This is a genomic window from Lysinibacillus sp. G1-3 (assembly GCF_056322905.1).
In genome coordinates, this window is record NZ_JBWHYQ010000028.1 from 17,805 (window position 1) to 35,535 (window position 17,731).

The 17,731-nt window shown below is 33.3% G+C and carries 17 protein-coding genes; all 17 read left to right on the plus strand.

Annotation, left to right across the window (positions count from 1 at the left end; genetic code table 11):
* Positions 1–88: 88 nt before the first annotated feature.
* The 17 genes from ACVYAD_RS22915 to ACVYAD_RS22995 all read left to right on the plus strand — a co-directional run bounded on the left by ACVYAD_RS22915 (position 89) and on the right by ACVYAD_RS22995 (position 17,406).
* Positions 89–475, plus strand: coding sequence for a hypothetical protein (locus ACVYAD_RS22915; protein WP_476428058.1), 387 nt, complete (start codon positions 89–91; stop codon positions 473–475).
* Between the two features lie 75 nt (positions 476–550).
* A complete protein-coding gene (locus tag ACVYAD_RS22920; protein ID WP_476428059.1) occupies positions 551–964 on the plus strand; it encodes a hypothetical protein in 414 nt (137 codons plus the stop codon).
* 39 nt (positions 965–1,003) lie between these two features.
* Positions 1,004–1,927 carry a VirB6/TrbL-like conjugal transfer protein, CD1112 family gene (locus ACVYAD_RS22925; RefSeq protein ID WP_476428060.1) on the plus strand — a complete coding sequence of 308 codons (924 nt, stop codon included), beginning with the start codon at positions 1,004–1,006 and terminating at the stop codon, positions 1,925–1,927.
* A gap of 1 nt (position 1,928) precedes the next feature.
* Positions 1,929–2,282, plus strand: a complete 354-nt coding sequence (locus ACVYAD_RS22930; protein WP_476428061.1) for a hypothetical protein — start codon at positions 1,929–1,931, stop codon at positions 2,280–2,282.
* Between the two features lie 2 nt (positions 2,283–2,284).
* Complete coding sequence (locus ACVYAD_RS22935) at positions 2,285–2,686, plus strand: PrgI family protein (protein WP_476428062.1); 402 nt, start codon at positions 2,285–2,287, stop codon at positions 2,684–2,686.
* Positions 2,628–5,042: a VirB4-like conjugal transfer ATPase, CD1110 family gene (locus ACVYAD_RS22940; protein ID WP_476428063.1), complete on the plus strand. Its 2,415-nt coding sequence runs from the start codon at positions 2,628–2,630 to the stop codon at positions 5,040–5,042. Before ACVYAD_RS22935 ends, ACVYAD_RS22940 begins: the two co-directional genes overlap by 59 nt.
* 3 nt (positions 5,043–5,045) lie before the next feature.
* Positions 5,046–7,598 carry a bifunctional lytic transglycosylase/C40 family peptidase gene (locus ACVYAD_RS22945; protein WP_476428064.1) on the plus strand — a complete coding sequence of 851 codons (2,553 nt, stop codon included), beginning with the start codon at positions 5,046–5,048 and terminating at the stop codon, positions 7,596–7,598.
* Between the two features lie 27 nt (positions 7,599–7,625).
* A complete protein-coding gene (locus ACVYAD_RS22950) occupies positions 7,626–7,895 on the plus strand; it encodes a hypothetical protein (RefSeq protein ID WP_476428065.1) in 270 nt (89 codons plus the stop codon).
* Positions 7,879–8,562 (plus strand): CD1107 family mobile element protein, encoded by a 684-nt coding sequence (locus ACVYAD_RS22955; RefSeq protein WP_476428066.1) that lies wholly within the window; start codon positions 7,879–7,881, stop codon positions 8,560–8,562. The genes ACVYAD_RS22950 and ACVYAD_RS22955 overlap by 17 nt, the downstream gene beginning before the upstream one ends.
* Complete coding sequence (locus ACVYAD_RS22960) at positions 8,562–9,077, plus strand: hypothetical protein (RefSeq protein ID WP_476428067.1); 516 nt, start codon at positions 8,562–8,564, stop codon at positions 9,075–9,077. Before ACVYAD_RS22955 ends, ACVYAD_RS22960 begins: the two co-directional genes overlap by 1 nt.
* Positions 9,078–9,081: 4 nt before the next feature.
* Positions 9,082–10,650, plus strand: coding sequence for an InlB B-repeat-containing protein (locus ACVYAD_RS22965; RefSeq protein ID WP_476428068.1), 1,569 nt, complete (start codon positions 9,082–9,084; stop codon positions 10,648–10,650).
* 182 nt (positions 10,651–10,832) lie between these two features.
* Positions 10,833–11,045: a Maff2 family mobile element protein gene (locus ACVYAD_RS22970; RefSeq protein ID WP_476428069.1), complete on the plus strand. Its 213-nt coding sequence runs from the start codon at positions 10,833–10,835 to the stop codon at positions 11,043–11,045.
* A gap of 72 nt (positions 11,046–11,117) precedes the next feature.
* The gene (locus ACVYAD_RS22975; protein WP_476428070.1) at positions 11,118–12,953 is read left to right on the plus strand and encodes a VirD4-like conjugal transfer protein, CD1115 family; all 1,836 of its coding nucleotides are present in this window, start codon (positions 11,118–11,120) and stop codon (positions 12,951–12,953) included.
* 44 nt (positions 12,954–12,997) lie between these two features.
* Positions 12,998–13,504 (plus strand): helix-turn-helix domain-containing protein, encoded by a 507-nt coding sequence (locus ACVYAD_RS22980; RefSeq protein WP_476428071.1) that lies wholly within the window; start codon positions 12,998–13,000, stop codon positions 13,502–13,504.
* 25 nt (positions 13,505–13,529) lie between these two features.
* The gene (locus ACVYAD_RS22985; RefSeq protein WP_476428072.1) at positions 13,530–16,169 is read left to right on the plus strand and encodes a type IA DNA topoisomerase; all 2,640 of its coding nucleotides are present in this window, start codon (positions 13,530–13,532) and stop codon (positions 16,167–16,169) included.
* 185 nt (positions 16,170–16,354) lie between these two features.
* On the plus strand, positions 16,355–16,957 hold the full coding sequence (locus tag ACVYAD_RS22990; protein ID WP_476428073.1) for a recombinase family protein: 603 nt from the start codon (positions 16,355–16,357) through the stop codon (positions 16,955–16,957).
* 275 nt (positions 16,958–17,232) lie between these two features.
* Positions 17,233–17,406 (plus strand): hypothetical protein, encoded by a 174-nt coding sequence (locus tag ACVYAD_RS22995; protein WP_476428074.1) that lies wholly within the window; start codon positions 17,233–17,235, stop codon positions 17,404–17,406.
* The last annotated feature ends 325 nt before the right edge of the window (positions 17,407–17,731 follow it).

Sequence of the window (17,731 nt, forward strand, 5' to 3'; positions counted from 1 at the left end):
GTATCATGACTATTGTCTATAAAAAACAAAGGATATTTGGTATCATAGGAGGTGAAATAATAGACTTTTTTTATTGGAGAGAAAATAAATGAAACGTATACCTAGAACAATGCGAGTGAGAGAATCTACCCTCAAAACGTATTATTATTTAAGAGCAACATTTAAAATCGAGTCTAAAGAAAGCGAATCATTTGTATTTGAACAGATCCTACTTGAAGGCATAGACGCAGTCAGAAGTCTGATTGGGCAAGGTAAGAAGATTATTGTTTCTTCATACCGTGGTAAGCGTTATGTTATTGGTGGGAATCTTTCTGCTGAAACAAATGAAAAATTCCAAGAAGTTGCCAATGAATTTCATTGGGAAATTCAGGAGTGCGTGGAAGTATTAATTTACTTTAGTTCGATGAATAGGTTATCTGAGGCTGAGCAACATTTCTTTGGGCTGCCTGAGATGAATATTGTTGTTTTGGAATAATACGTAGTTTTGAGGATTGTCTCTTGCAGACAATCCTTTTTTTATTTGTTTTGTTCTAGCGTTCAGGAGTGAGATATGAAAAAGAAGAAAAAACTTGTGGAAGAGCAAAATATACCTAGAACAATGCGAGTGAGGGACTCCATCCTCAAAACGTATGCCTATCTAAAAGCTATATTTAAAATTCAATCCAAAGAAACTGAATCATTATTCTTTAATCAGATCATTCAGGAAGGTATCCAAGAGGTTCAGGAGATAAATAAACAAGGGAAAGTGATACTTGTTTCTGCTTACAGGGGTAAACGCTTTGTAATTGGAGGAAATCTTTCTGAAGAAACCAATGCACAGTTTAATGAAGTTGTGAAGGAGTTTAATTGGGGAGTGCAAGAATCTGTGGAAGTGCTAATTTACCTCAGCTCATTAAAAAGGCTTTCCAAATATGAACAAGAGTTTTTTGGATTACCTGAAATGAAGATTGTTGTTCTAGTGTAGCTGTATTTATATTGAATTGAATTATAAAGAGGTGAGGTTATGGATGAAGAAGTTGTAGATGATGGTAGTTGGTATGATCCTATAATCCATCCAATAGATAGCATAATTAAATCGATTAACGAATTACTTTATGATGTATTTATGTCTGGTACAGAATATTTTCTCAACCAGATATTAAAATTTTTTGATAAGAGTGTAGCTACTATTCAAACACAGGTTTCTGAAACACCAACAGAATTCTCACAAAATCTTGTTGATACAATGAGAACTGTTTCTGAAACAGCTATTTTGCCAGTGGCCGGATTGATTTTGACCTATATTTTCTGTTATGAGTTATATAATTTAGTCGTTGAAGAAAATAAAAGTGGTAACTTTGAGACAGGCCGATTATTGTTTTTAATTATTAAAACAAGTGCCATGATTATGCTTTTAACTAATTCCTTTGATATTACATTAGCTGTATTTGATGTAGGTAAATGGATTACCGAACAAATACCTAGTTCTACCTTAGCGATGCCTAAAGATATTACAAAAGCTATCATTGAAGGTGTACCTAAAAATGCAGTTGGTGAAGCTTTGGCATTATGGGTAATGGCAACAATTTCTCTTATCATGGTTTTTGTTATGACAGGTGTTATTTATTTAGTTGCCTGGAGTAGGATGGTTACAATTTTGCTTTACATTTCAGTTGCACCACTTCCATTCGCAACATTTATGAATAAAGATTGGATTGGTTCAATTGGACAAACATATGTCAAGAATTTATTAGCTTTAATGTTGCAAGGTTATTTCATGTTAATTTGTTTACTCATATATACAGGCTTAATTGAGAAAACAGCTACGCTTATAGGTGATGATAGTGGTTTATATGGTTTGATGATGATGCTTGTTTCTATGGCAATTTTGGTAGTATCACTAACTCGTACACACTCACTTGCTAAATCAGTAATGGGGGTAGTTTAAATTGAAAAAGATTTTACAAAAATGGATTACAGAAAATAAAAAGTTATTAGTGATTTTTGGGATTACTTCTCTTATTACGTTAGTGATAACAGGTATTGAAATAAATTTGATTTTATCAAGTGCAAATGATTTACAGACCTATGCAACAACAGGTGTTGTTTCTAAGGAGTTAAAAAAAATTAGTATTCTGGGTTTTTTTAATGGTGCGATAATTGTAGCTTGGGTTATCACTTTTTCTATTGTTCTGTTAAAAATGATTTTCCCTAATCGTAAAACAGTTAAAGATGCATTTTTCTTTGATGAATTAAATTTTTTAAAAGATATGCCTAACCAACTGAAAAAAGGGGTTAGATAGAAATGAATAATAATTTTGTTGTATCTATTCCTAAAGATTTGAAGAGCATAAAATCAAAATTGATTTTTGGTTTAACTAAAAGACAATTAATTGGATTTTCGATTGCTATAGCAATATCACTTCCAGTTTTTTTTCTACTAAAAAATATTAGTTTGGATGCTGCAATGTACGGTCTTTTTTTTACAGCTTTACCAGTAATATTTGGCACTATTTACACTAAGGATGGAATACCTGGAGAAACGTGGGTGAAGCTTTATTTAGAATATACGTATCTTAATCCGCTAAATAGATACTTTAAAGTATCAAAAAGAAATAAAAAACTAGCGGAGGAAAGGAATGTGTTAAATGGCAAAAATAAAGTTAGAAAAGCTAAACCTATTTCAAACACTTCAGAAACTAGTTGATTCCAAAAGACCAAAAGAAAAATCGACACAAGAAACGCTAAATTATAACAAAATGTATCCTAATGGAGTATGTAATGTTAGTGGACAGATTTACAACAAGATGATTCGATTTTCTGATATATCCTATCAACTTTCTCAAGACGAAATGAAACAAAGAATTTTCGCACAACATAGTACATTGTTAAATTCATTTGATGATTCTATTGATATTCAGTTTTGTTTCATCAATTATCGTATGAATAGCGAAAATAATGTACAAGAAGTGTTAGAGTACAGTGAGCAATATAGTGGTATTGAAGATTTTGAACAATTACGTGGTGAATATTTTTCCTTTTTGGAAGAACAGAAGCAGAAAGGAAGCAACGGTATTGTAAGAAATAAATACCTGGTCTTTTCAATTAAAGAACAATCATACGAAAATGCTGTTAGACGTTTGGAAAGTATTGAAAGCAATGTAAGAGACAATTTTAAATCAATGGGTGCTGTTATCGAAGAATTAAATGGTATAGAACGTCTATCTATCATTAATTTTTTACTTAATGGTAATAGCGTCCATTATTTAGAGCTAGAAAATTTAACTGCCGAACAGTTAAGCAGTGGAACAACAAAAGACTTGATAGCACCTAAAGATATTAAATTCGGCAATTTTAATGATGAGTTTAAAGTGAATAAAAAATATGGAACAACTTTACATCTAAGAATAGAAGCGACTGAATTATCTGATCGTGTTTTAGCTGATTTCCTTGACCTCGACCTTGAAATGCTTGTAAGTATGCACATAAGAACATTAGGACAGCAAAAAGCTGTACGTATGGTTAAAACAAAAGCATCTGACCTTGATAGTATAAAAATTGAGGAGCAGAAAAAAGCGTTAAAAAACGGTTATGATATGGAAATTTTACCAACTGACCTTAACATGAATGTTGAAGAAACTAAAAAAACACTTTCAGATTTGCAGCGTGAAAATGAAAAATATTTTTATCTTACTTTTACGATTACAGTATTCGAAAACAGTCGGAAAGAGTTAGACAATGCGGTATTCCGATTGAAGTCTATTGCTCAAAAACAAAATTGTTCATTAGTTAAAATGAAGTTTCAACAAGAAAAAGGGTTAATTAGTGCATTGCCTTTAGGTGAAAACTTAAATGAAACTAATTTAGAGCGAGGATTAACAACTTCATCAACGGCTATCTTTGTTCCATTTACAACCCAAGAGTTGTATCAAGAAGAAAAAGAACCAGTGTATTACGGTTTGAATCCTTTGAGTAATAATATGATTCAAGTGAGCCGTAAGGCGCTCAAAAACCCTAATGGATTATTCTTAGGTACACCGGGTTCAGGGAAATCTTTCGCAGCAAAACGAGAAATGATTGATACGTATTTACGAACAACTGACGACATACTTATTTGCGATCCTGAAGGTGAATACTATCCATTTGTTAATCGCTTGGGAGGCGAAGAAATAAAACTCTCCCTCGATTCTAAAGATTTTATTAATCCTTTAGATATATCCCTAGAATACGGCGAAGGCGAAAATCCTATTTCATTTAAGAGCGATTTTGTCATTAACTTGATGGAATTGGTTGCCGGGGGGAAAAGGGGTTTAACTGCAAAAGAAAAGACAATCGTCGATAAATGCACACGCCTTATTTATCGTCCTTATTTTGAAGATCCAAAACCGGAAAATATTCCGATACTTGAAGATTTATATAATGCCTTTATCGAAATAAATCGAGCCGAAGGGCAGGAGTTAGCAGACGCATTAGAATTATACGTTTCAGGTTCTTTAAATGTGTTTAATAACCGCACAAACATAAATACCAATAATCGTCTAATCTGCTTTAATATTCAAGAATTAGGCTCGAATTTACGGGAGTTAGGCATGTTGGTATTGCAAGATTATGTTTGGAACAAGGTAACTGTTAACCGTAATCGCTCTAAAAAAACATGGTATTACATGGACGAATTTCACAAATTGTTGGCAAAAGAACAAACATCAAATTATAGTGTTGAGTTCTGGAAGCGATTTAGGAAATGGGGCGGTATCCCAACAGGTATTACGCAAAACGTTAAAGACTTATTATCAAGTCCAAAAATTGAAACAATTATTGATAATACAGATTTTGTTTACTTGTTAAATCAGGCAAGTAGTGATCGAGCGATTTTACAAACGAAATTTGAAATTAGTGATTATCAAGCAAACTATATTACTAACTCAGGTGAGGGTGAAGGTCTACTTGTATATTCGGGAGAGATTTTACCATTTAAGGATAAATTCCCTAAAGACAACTCGCTATACCCAGTGATGACTACGAAACCGGAAGAAATTAAAAGATTGAGAGGAGCTGCTATGTAAAAAGTGAAGAAAGATAAGCCAACCAATCAATCTAACAGTCAACAACAAGATAGTAAGCTAAAAAAGCAATACTCCGAACAGCCAAAAGAAGAATTTCGACAACAAGAAAGTATCGTAGGTAAGGTTGATAAAGCTTTAAATACAAATGGACAGCAACAATTAAATCAAACAACTGCTGTGCTTGAACGTCCAGTGAATGATAATCGAAATTCAAGTAGCAATGATAATAAGTTGAAAAAGCAATATTCCGATCAGCCGAAAGAAGAATTTCGACAACAAGAAAGTACCGTGAGTAAGATTGAAAAAAATTTAGATACAAGTGGACAGCAACAATTAAATCAGACATCCAAAGTACTTAATGGGTCGGCAAATAATCAAAATTCAAGTAGTAATGGTAATAAGTTAAAAAAGCAATATTCCAATCAACCGAAGGAAGAATTTCGACAACAAGAAAGTACTGCTAGTAAGAATGAAAAAACATTAAATACAAGTGGCCAGCAACAATTAAATCAAACATCTAATGTACTTAATAGAACGGCAAATAATCAAAATTTAAGTAGTGAAAAAAGCAAGCTGAAAAAAGTTACACAAGCTGCTTTTAAATCAGGTGCTAATGGTACTAAAAAAGCCGTTTCTAAATACCAGAAAGAACTTGAAAAAGACGACCAGGGCGTTAAGGTTGCTAGTAAAGGAGTAACCGGAACGGTAAGGTCAATAAAAGTAACAGCAAAAGTGTATAGAAAGTTACGGCAGAAAAAAGTAACAAGCGTAAAAAGAAAAAAAGCCGTATTAGCTAAACCAAGAAAGTTAAAGTTAAAACAAAAAAATGCCGTATTAGCAAAACCAAGAAAGTTAAAGTTAAAACGAAAAGTTTTAAATAATAAAAACTTTAAAAAAGCACGAATAAACTTGTCAAAAGAAAAGCTAAAAGTAAGTAGTAGTAAAAAAGCCGTATTAGCAAAACCAAGAAAGTTAAAGTTAAAACGAAAAGTTTTAAATAATAAAAACTTTAAAAAAGCACGAATAAACCCTTTGTCGAAAGAAAAGCCAAAAGTAAGTAGTCTGAAAAAAATAACAAAGATACCAGCCGTATCATTTAAAAAAGGTACTTTGAAGTATCAAAAAGAGTTAGAAAAAGGCGACGATGGCGTTAAGCTAGTTAGTAAAGGGGCTACTTCAGTAGCAAAGGCAGGAAAAAAATTACTTACAGGTAAAAGTAAAGTTAGTGCAAGATCGGGCAGATTAAATAAACAATCTACTAAGTTATTGAAATCGAATTTGAATAAAAATAAAAAATTGCAGGTGCAGTCGAAAACTGCTTTAAAGAAAAGAGCTATCAAGAAAAAGCTATATTATGCGCCACAACGAAATAGAGTAAATGCGTTTAAAGGTGCTATGTCCAGTTTTTCAAATCGCATAAGCCAAATGTTTAAAAATATTGGCAAATTCAAGCCGAGTGATATTAAGAGATTCATAGGTGCGAAAATTGCAGCAGCAGCAGGCGGTGGTTTGCTTACTGTTTTGCCTCTTATAATTGTTGCGATACTTTGCCTAATAATAGCAGGTTTAGTAGCAGGTGTAGGTTCACAGAAGGTTGCCGATGAAATGCAAATGGGCAGTGATTCAATTTCACCGGAGGTTAGAAAATGGTGTCCATTAATAACGAAAGAAGCACAAGCGCAAGGTATGGAGGCCTATGTAGATTTATTAGCATCTATTATTCAAGTCGAATCAGGCGGTAAAGGCAGAGACATTATGCAATCGTCAGAATCAGCAGGCCATCCAGTGAACTATTGGCCTACTGAAGAACTATCAGTAAGGCAAGGTGTAAAACATTTAAAAAATATTGTGAACATCCTGCAAGGTTTTGGTTCTGGATTTGAAAATAACACAAAGTTATTAGCACAAGCCTATAATTTTGGTTCACCTTTTGCTGGATATGTTGGCAGACAAGGGGGTTCATATACCCTTGAAGTAGCTGAAGCTTATTCGAGGGATGTAGTTGCTCCATCTTTAGGAAACCTTACTGGTGCTACTGTGCCATACGTTAACGATACATCCGTAAGATTAGGTAAACCTTATAGATATGTAAATGGAGGTAATTTTCTATATGGCGAACTAGTTGGTCAATACGGAGGTTGTAATGGTGGTGGCGGTGGTGCAGCAAATATTACAGGTGACTTCGCAATTGTTTTAAAAGAGATTGAAAAATATAAAGGTTGGCCGTATTCATGGGGTGGGAAAAGTCCAAAGACGGGCTTTGATTGTAGTGGCCTTATATCATGGGGCCTAAAACAAATTGGAATAAATTTACCTTCATATGCTCAGACACAATATAACATGACTGTGCCAATTTCTCCGGCCGAAGCTCAACCAGGTGACTTGATATTCTTTAAAGGAACTTACGGTGGGCCGAACCATATTTCACATGTTGGGTTTTACATAGATGAAAACACTATGTATGACAGTAACGGCAGTGGTATAGGTTATCACAATTGGAAAGATAAATATTGGCAAGCACACTTTGCTGGGATCAGAAGAGTTGTTACTAAATAAGGGTAATGAATGAAGGAGTGTTTTCGTTTGGAAGAACGTTTAAAAAAATTAGAGGAGCGCATAGAAAAAAGAAAAGAGCGTATTGAGAAATCACTTTCTTCCATAAAGGAAGAGAGAAATAAGTTAAAAAAAGACGAAGAGACCTTGAAACACCTTAAATATGACGAAGTGCTAAAACGTATGCACGAAACAGGATTTAGTCCTGATAAAGCATTGCGAGCGATTGATAACGAATTAGAAAAAAGTCGATCAAACGACAGTCAAGGAGGAGAGCAAAAGCATGGGAACAACTATTAAACGAGTATTTCTTACAACATTGTTGTTATGTTCGTTGTTATACATTAGTTTACCTAATCTCGCATATGCAGAAGATCAAAAAGGTAAAGAGCCAACTACAGAAAATGTTGGGAAAAATGGAGATGTGGCAGAGCCACCGTCTGGGCCAAATACTACCATAGATACCGAAACACAAGAAGTAGAAATTGAAACACCAGCTAGTGTTACAGGGAAAAAAGTAGAAGGTACAGGTACTGTAACTGATTTTACTACAAGTGGTTCTAAAGCGTTTTATACGATTACAGACAACGAACAAAAAGTGTTTTACTTAATTGTTGATCTCGATAAAACAAATAACAACGTTTATTTCTTATCTGATGTAAACAAGTCTCACCTAGAAGGGACAGTAGAGCAAGAGCCAAAAGAAAATGTTCAACCTGCACCGGTAGCACCTCCACCGACAGAAACTGAAAAAGAGGAAAAGCCAAAAGAAGGTGGAAGTAATTCATTCTTATTAATGGTACTACTTGTTAGTGCAGCTATTGTAGGAGTTTATTATTTCCGTATGAAAAAGAAAAAAGAACAAGGTAATACAGAAGATGAAGATGAAATGAATGAAAATTATGAAGAAGATGACGTGTTACATGAAGATAACAAGGACAACAAGGACAACAAGGACGATAAGTAATGCTTATCAAAGCTTACATCAAAAAACACATGTTTCATCTTCCTATGAAACAAGAAGTTTTATTGGAGCAAGTTGAGCAGGCTTTAAATAAAGATGTTGATAAATCAAGTGTTGCAAAGTTAAACCCTCTTACGAAAATTGAGGATAATGAAAACATTTTGATTGAAAAGCAACGTACTAATATTTTCCTTCTCAACTTGTTGTTAATGGTCTTAAATCACAATGAAAATGATATTACGGATCAAGAATATTACAATGATACATTTATCATTTCCAAATTAGAAGAAGAAACGGAATTAAGCTTAAAAGCGCTACCCTTTGAAGGGGTTGAGAAAGAAGTCCATAACTACTTAAAGCCAACTTTTGATAAGTCACAAATTGATGATAGCCCGCAAATTGATATGAAGAGTGAATTTGAAACAAAGAGTGAAAAGGAATTTTCATATCTTGAAAACATTCAATTTAGTGTTAATTGGCTAAAAGGAGCGCAAAAAGAATTAAATCGAAGGGAGTAGCAGAATGTGGAAAAAAACAAAGTTGATTTTATTGAGTAGTGCGCTTACTTTTTCTCTAACATGTGGTTCAACGAATTTTGTTGCATTAGCAGAAAATAACATAGAATCCGGAGTGAGAGAAAATATTACTCTAAATTATTTGAAAATAAAGTATGAAAATAAAGTTTTGTTTCATGAACAAGTACCTCAAAAAACCATTATTCAGGTACTGAACACAAATGGCGAAGTGCTTGAAAGTGAAGTGTTGACAGGTGAGAAAGAAATGGAACTTGCTGCACCAAAAATCCCGAAAGGTAAAATGTTAAGTTACTGGGGTGTTTTCAAGCAAAAAGACAAAATTACAATTGATCCAATGTTGATAGATGCAAAAGAATTGACAGTGAAATTTTCTACAACAGAAGGAGGTGGAATATTAGAAAATAATGCACAGACAAAAGAAATTGTTAAAAGTGTTAATAAAAGTACAAATTTAAAAGATGTTCTACCTGAAGTAAGTCCAAAAAATCACTATAAGTTTACAGGTTGGTTTACAGCTACTGCAGGACAAGAGGAAAAGTTGAAAGAGCTTGATGATATGAAGATTCTGGATTCTAAAGGTGAATACTACGCTAAATTTTATCCTGATTTTAACGACAATGGAATTGATGATCAAACGGAAGAAATTACTCTTAAATTCGTAACAAATTCACAACAAAAATTCAAGGATATTAAAACTCAAGTAGGCAAACAGCTTAAGTTGCCAGTACTCAAAATGAATGATTCAGTGTTTATGGGATGGTACACAGATGAAGAATTTAAAAATAAGGTTACGGACAATTTTTTCACTGAGTCACAGACGCTCTATGCCAAATGGGAAAAGGCAGAAAAAGTGATTGAAGAAGCACAAACCAAGCCAATCACAGACAAAGATATTTCAGATCAAGTCGAGAGTATTCTGAAAGAAAGCGTTACACAAAAACCTGTTCAGCCCCTTTCTAAAAATGATAGTGGAGCAAATAACCCTGTTATTGCAGAGGTAAATAAAAATCAAAATCAAATTAATGACCCAGGAGTAGCACCACAAAGTAATACGTTTAAAGAAACGAAATATGTTTTTACAAATAAAAACATAGGTGAACAATATATGGTGAAATTCTTTGATGAAAATGAAAGGTTCCTTTTCAGTCTTACGTTGCCTTACGGTAAAACCATTAAAACGTATGACGAAGATGACCGATTCCATGATGAATACGCAGTTAGGCAGGATACAACGATTACATTAAATACCAAAGAATATATTCATGAAGATTCTTTCTTGCTAGGATTTAAAACACGTGAAGTGAAGGTGAATTCTACACAAATCACAGAAGTTTATCCTGATATCAAAAGTAATGTTAATACAGCTGCAAATGAACCATATGATCACCAAAAAGAGCTAGAAGAAAAACAAAAAGAGCTAGAAGAAAAAAACGAAGCCAAAATGAAAAATATTATCATATACAGCTTAGTTACAGTAGCTTTAGTTATTTTTAGTGGAGTGGGAATTTATTTATTCAAAAAAAGAAAAAAACGAGCTCTACTAGATACTATTTGAAGGGCGGTAAACTGCTATGTTAATAGTCCTTGATGTTATTCAAATGATCTTATTAGTGATAGGTGTAGTGTTTATGATCAAAGGAATTGTAACACTTGCTAAGTATTACAACATAGATAAATTTATCTATTTTTGTATAAAAAAAGAATTTCCAAATATTAACGAAGAAAAGAGGAAATGAAATGAGCTTTTTTACTAGTGGTGTAGATGTAATAAAAAAAATAGTTATTTTACTTGGTGCGGGTTTAGCTATTTGGGGTGTCATTAACCTTATGGAAGGTTACGGTAATGATAACCCAGGGGCGAAGTCACAAGGTATGAAACAATTCATAGCAGGCGTGGGCGTTGCTGTCGTTGGAACGACACTTGTTCCACTTCTATCAGGTTTATGGTGACCGGCGTAATAAAAAAAAGAAAAAGGGCGAGTTTATGTACTCGTCCTTTTTCTTATAAAGAATGGTGATAATGTGGAAAAACTAAAAGAAAATAGAATATATATCATTTTGGGTGTAATCGCGTACATTCTATTAAACTATCTCTTTTATTACTTTAGAACGTTTACAGGAAATGTCCTTGATAAATTCAATTATTTATTTTCAGCGCCAAAATATCTTTTATACGCATTCCCCTTATCCTTTAATACCACTGATTTATTGATTCCATTATTTGTGGTGGCTTTCGCAATGGTAGTGCTGATAGACAAAAAAAACAACAAAAAGAAATACAAAAAAGGTGTTGAACATGGCTCAGCACAATGGGGCAGCGTACAGAAAGATCTGAAAAATATGTACGATGAACAAGATCAGTATAATAATATTTTGTTTTCACAAAACACAAAAATTCTATTAGATGATAAAGACGCTCCGTTTGATGTAAGACGTAATAAAAACGTTTGTGTAATTGGTGGTTCGGGTAGTGGTAAAACTCGTTTTTTCGTTAAACCAAACATGTTACAAATGAACGCAAGTTTTGTATGTACCGATCCAAAAGGAACAATCGTCAATGAAATTGGAATGGCGTTGAAAAATGTAGGTAAGTACAAAATAAAGATATTGAATACAGTTAATTTTAAGAAAAGTATGGGCTATAATCCGTTGAAATATGTGGAAAATGAACAAGACATATTAAAGTTAGTAGAAACGATTATAGCTAATACAAGTGGATCAGACGGTGCAGAGAAACAAGATTTTTGGGTGAAAGCTGAAAAACTACTATATCAAGCTTATTTAAGCTTAATCATTGCGAAATTCCCTAAGGAAGAACAAAACTTACCAACGTTGATGGATTTAATTTCTTATTCAACAGTAAAAGAAGATGATGAAGAATTTAAAAATCCGGTGGATTATCTATTTGAAGCCCTGGAAGAAGAGGATAGCGACCATTTCGCAGTAAAGCAGTATAAAGCCTATAAATTAGCAGCTGGAAAGACGGCCAAGAGTATTTTAATTTCATGTGCTACACGTTTAGCACCTTTAAATATTCCTGCAGTGCGTGAACTATTGTCGAAAGATGAACTTGATTTAAAAACGTTAGGTGATAAAGGGCGCAAGACAGCGTTATTTGTTATTGTACCTGATACTGACGCAACATTTAACTTCATTGTCGCTATTATGTATTCCCAACTGTTTAACATGCTTTGTACGATTGCTGATGATAAATACAAAGGATCGTTACCTACGCATGTACGGTTTATGCTAGATGAATTTGCGAATATCGGTTTAATCCCGAACTTTGAGAAATTAATTGCTACGATCCGTTCACGTAATATTTCAGCAACTATTATCTTACAAGCCTACTCGCAACTTAAATCAATTTATAAAGACAATGCAGACACAATTATAGGTAACTGTGATACTTCTATATTCTTAGGTGGTAAAGAAAAATCAACGGTTAAGTCGTTAAGTGAGGAATTAGGGAAAGAAACAATTAATGATTATAACGAATCAAAAACACGTTCTAATAACGATAGTTTTGGTCAAAATTACTCTAAAATGGGCAGGGAATTAATGACACAAGATGAACTGCTAACAATGGAACGTGATACATGCATTGTTCAAATTATTGGTAAAAGACCATTCAAAGATAAAAAATATGATTTAACAAAACACCCTAGATATAAGTACCATTCCAAAGGGAATAAATACTGGTTTGACATTGATAAATATTTGGCCGTACTTGAAAAAGGAAAAACTAAAACAACAAAAAATAGTAGTGCTGAAGTAGTTCCTCCAGTAAGAAAAGAACCGAAATTATCAATTACAACTATGGACGAATCAGGGAATGAAGGTAACGTTGCTATGTAGATTAGAAATTACTTTTAAAGAACGAACCGAAGGAGAGGGTTTTTATGGATATGAACGAGGCAATAAGAACAAGAATACACCAACTATTATATGAAGAAGGATGGTCAATAAAGGAGCTAATCAGAAGGTCAAATTTACACGCATCAACTGTAGCTGAGTTTATGATGGGAACGAAGTTTCCGACAATTAGTACACTCACAGAAATATCGAAAGGATTCAATATGACTCTTTCGGATTTTTTTAATAATGAAATTTTTATTGAATCAGAGAAAGGTGTTAATGATAAAACAATTAAAGAAATTTTTGCTGATATAAAAGTGAGCGAACATAGGTATGGTTGCCTTGAGTTGAATGATTTTCCAACTAAATTGTTGAATAGGGTTAAGGAGTTGTTTTCTAAAATAGACAGTTTAGAACCATTTGATGATCAAACTGATAATGAAGGGGTACTTTTGGGGAAACAGGGCTACGAAAAGTTTAAAAAAGTCGTTCATCATCTAAATGAAATTGAAAAAATTATAAGTGTACAAGACAGTAGTGAACGAATTTGAAAATAGAGAAAAGGCGGTCGTTGAAATGGGTGTAGTTATATTATGTGAAAAACCATCACAAGCAAGGAATATCGGTAGCACGTTAGGTATTGAATGTAAGCATGATCATTACTTTGATATAAAAAAATCGGGACTACTGCCAAACGGTGCAACACTCGTTTGGTCAGTCGGCCACTCAGTATCATTAAAAGAACCACATGAGTATGATCACAAATATGAAACTTGGCGATTAGAGGACTTACCGATTAAGCCTGAAAGATATGAATATAAAGTAGACGAGAGTAAACGAGACCTTTTCAATACAATGCAAAAACATTTGGCTGAAGCCAAAATAATAATCAATGCAACAGATGCTGGGATTGAAGGTACTCATATTTTCTTTGCAATTCTTGAAACTGCTAATATTGACACATCAAATAAGTCGCTTAAACGCTTGTGGATTTCGTCAGAAGAAAAAAGTGAGGTATTACATGGCTTCCGAAACTTAGAGTCAATAGATAAGGATTTACTACGCTTTGAACGAGGTAAAGCAAGAGCGATTAGCGATTGGTATTTAGGCATGAATACAAGTAGGTTTGCAACACTTAAAGCAAAAGAAAAAACTCCTAATATACCTAAAATCGCAATCGGCCGAAATATGCAAGTGGTACTATCCATGGTTTATCAGCGTCAAAAGGAAATTGAAGATTTTGTTTCTAAACCTTTCTACGAACTTGACGCTAATTTTATTAGTGATCAAGGCGAATACAAAGGGAAATCTAAGTTAAAGTTCGATACTAAAGACGAGTTAAATGCTTTCATAGAAAAAAATAACCTCGCTCCAGGTAAAAATCTTGGTTCTACGATTTCTAGTGTTACAAAAGAAACTAAGAATCAAAATGCGCCTACATTGCTAAGTCTTTCGTCACTTCAGAAACTTGCGTTTAAAAAGTATAAGTATAGTCCAGATAAGACGCTTAAAATTGCGCAAGGCCTTTACGAAAAGCGTGTATTATCTTACCCACGTACCGATAGCAAATACATTAGTGAGAATGAATATGAGTATTTAAAAGATTTAGTTAGTGATTTAAAAATACTACTCAATGCTGAATTTGAACCAATCTATAAACCTTTAAAAAAGCATGTTGATGCTAGTAAGTTAACTGATCATTACGCACTTCTACCCACTCGGAAACTTGCGAATCTATCCGAATTGTCAGCTGAAGAAGGTAACATTTATTTAGAGGTTGTTAAAAGTGCCACAGCTCTTTTCATGGCTGCTTACCAATATGAAGAAACAAAAATTGTCACAACTATTAATGATGTGTCGTTTCACACAACAGGTCGTATCGAAAAAGTACGAGGATGGAAAGAAATTTTACAAGATGTAGATTCTAAAGACACGATTTTACCAAGTGTTGGGGAAGGCCAAAGAGTAGATGGTACACTCATAGAAATTGAAGGACGTACAAAAGCGCCAAAAGCATACAATGAGGGCGATTTAATTGAACTAATGGAGTATGCTGGACGAACACTTGACGATGAGGAATATAGTGAGGAACGAGAAATATTATCTGAAATTAAGGGGATCGGAACAGCAGCCACTCGTAGTGGTACTATTGAAAAAATATTCAAAAACGGTTATTTGGATTTAACAGATAAAAAAATCGTTTATGTAACAGATACAGGGATTTCATTATGTAAGTTGGTAGAGGGTACTAGTCTTGTGAGCCCTGTGATTACAGCAAATTGGGAAAAATCTTTAAAAGACATTGAAAATGGGACTATGAAAGGTGAGGAATTTATTATGACAATCGAAAAAGAAGTAACAGAAATTAATGAAAAAATCACTGAAAACCTTGATGCAACTGAATTTAAAGCAAAAGATGAAGATGCTCCATCCTGTCCAAAATGTAAAAAGGGCAAGATTATAAATAAAGGACAAGTATTTGGTTGTACCTTATATAAAGAATCAGGTTGCGACTTCTCTGTTTTTAAAACGATTGCTAAAAAAGAGCTATCTAATAAACAAGTTCTTGATTTGATTGAAAAAGGACAGACAGGTGTTATTAAAGGTTTTAAATCAAAAGAGGACAAAGAGTTTGCAGCAATTTTAAAATTAAAACAAGACGGTAAAATAGATTTCGTATTCCCGGAAAATCCAGTGTGTCCTAAGTGTAAAAAAGGTGAGATTGTTGATAAAGGGAAATTAGTTGGCTGTACACAATTTAATGAAAATGGCTGTGATTTCTCCATATTTAAAACGATTGCTAAAAAAACACTATCTGACAAACAGATTCTTGATTTGATTGAAAAAGGACAGACAGGTGTTATTAAAGGTTTTAAATCAAAAGAGGACAAAGAGTTTGCAGCAATTTTAAAACTAAATGCGGATGGTACAATCGGTTTTATATTCCCTCAAAATGCAATTTGTCCAAAATGTAAAAAAGGTGAGGTCGTTGATAAAGGGAAATTAGTTGGCTGCACTCATTATTCAAAAACTGGTTGCAACTTCTCTATTTTTAAAACAGTGGGCAATAAGGCCCTTACGGAAAAGCAACTAACTGATCTAGTGCTAAAAGGCAAGACGGGGAAAATAAAAGGTTTCGTAGGTAAATCCGGGAAAGAATTTGATGCTAAATTAATATTAAATAAAGATTTCAAAGTAGAATACGATTTTAGTTGATTTAAGGAGATGTTTAAGAAAATACAGGTCGCCCATTAATAAATATCTAGCCACCTTTAAGGTGGCATTTTTCTTAAGAAAATTGTTCATTATAAGTAGACTTTAAATGAATAAATAAGAATGCAGTAATATCAATGTGTTAGAATGTTCATTATAAGTTGTTTAATACGAGGAGTTGGAAAGTAATGATTATAGGTTATGCGAGGGTTAGTTCAGCTGAACAAAATTTAGATCGCCAACTTAAGGAGCTTGAAGCCTTTGGTTGCGAAAAAATATTTACAGAGAAAAAGTCAGGGAAAGATTTTTCCCGATTAGTTTTTCGTGAAATGAGATCGAAAATGCGGTTTGGTGATGTGTTGGTTGTTCATGATTTAAGTCGTTTCGGACGTAATAAACAAGAAATTCTTAATGAATGGAAGAACATAATTGAGGAGGAAATTGATATTGTTGTTTTAAATATGCCGATCCTTGATACACGTAAATACAAAGAATTAGAAGGTGTCGGACAGTTGGTGTCTGATTTAGTTTTGACACTTCTTTCATGGATGGTAGAAGAAGAAAGAAATCGGATTAGAACAGCGCAGCGTGAAGGGATTGCTATTGCGAAAGAACGTGGGGCTTTCAAAGGGAAGCCAAGAAAATATCATGCTGAAGCAAAGGGGAAGGATCGTCTTATTTATAATGAGGTTGTTCGTTTATTAAAGCAAAATGAATCAGTAGTAAATATCCATCGTGAAACTGGGCTTGCTAGAAATACTATTTATGCAATTAAAAAAGAACTGAAATAAAAAATCGAATGTTCGGCTTTTAGGGGAATCAGGAATTGTGGCCAAGAAAAATTGTTCGTCTTTTCGAGGAGGATAATCCAGGTATTTGTTGCTGCAGCTGATTAATATGTAGGATAAATACGAACGATCAAGAAATTGTGTTTGGTGTTAAAAATGTGGCAATTATTCAATAATTATGTATACAATGTATACAGTTTGTGGTATTATTTGTATACATAGTATACAAATGTGTTTGTAATCTGTATACATTATTACAATGTAAAGGGGATATGAAAATGAATAAAGAAAGAAATGTACTTGAATTTTATATGGGGAAACTGGGCCAAGGTTCTAAAATGCGTATTTTTAAAGAAAAAGATTTTAAAAAGGAGTTAGCTCCGGCTCATGCAACTATTGAGTATATTAAAAATAATGACGAGAAATTAGTGAGAATGACATATAATGTTTAGTTTGTTTATGGAATTGGTCAGAGATAACCGTTAAATAAAATGAAGAAAAGGTGTAGCTTTATAAAAAAACTTTGATAATAAATAGGTTGGAAATATTGGTTTTATAAACTATTTCCCTAAATTCGTTTTGAAAAAAGATTGATCAAAACTCTAAATCATCATTAAGTTTTCGAATATTTTTTATAAAAAAGTTTGAACATTTTAGAAAGATTTTGTGAAGTAAAAGAAGCAAAATGATAAATAAAAAAATCTAAAATTTGCGAAGGGATGCCAAATATGAAAATAACAGATGAAAAACATGAAACTTTTAAGGTTGTTAAAGGAT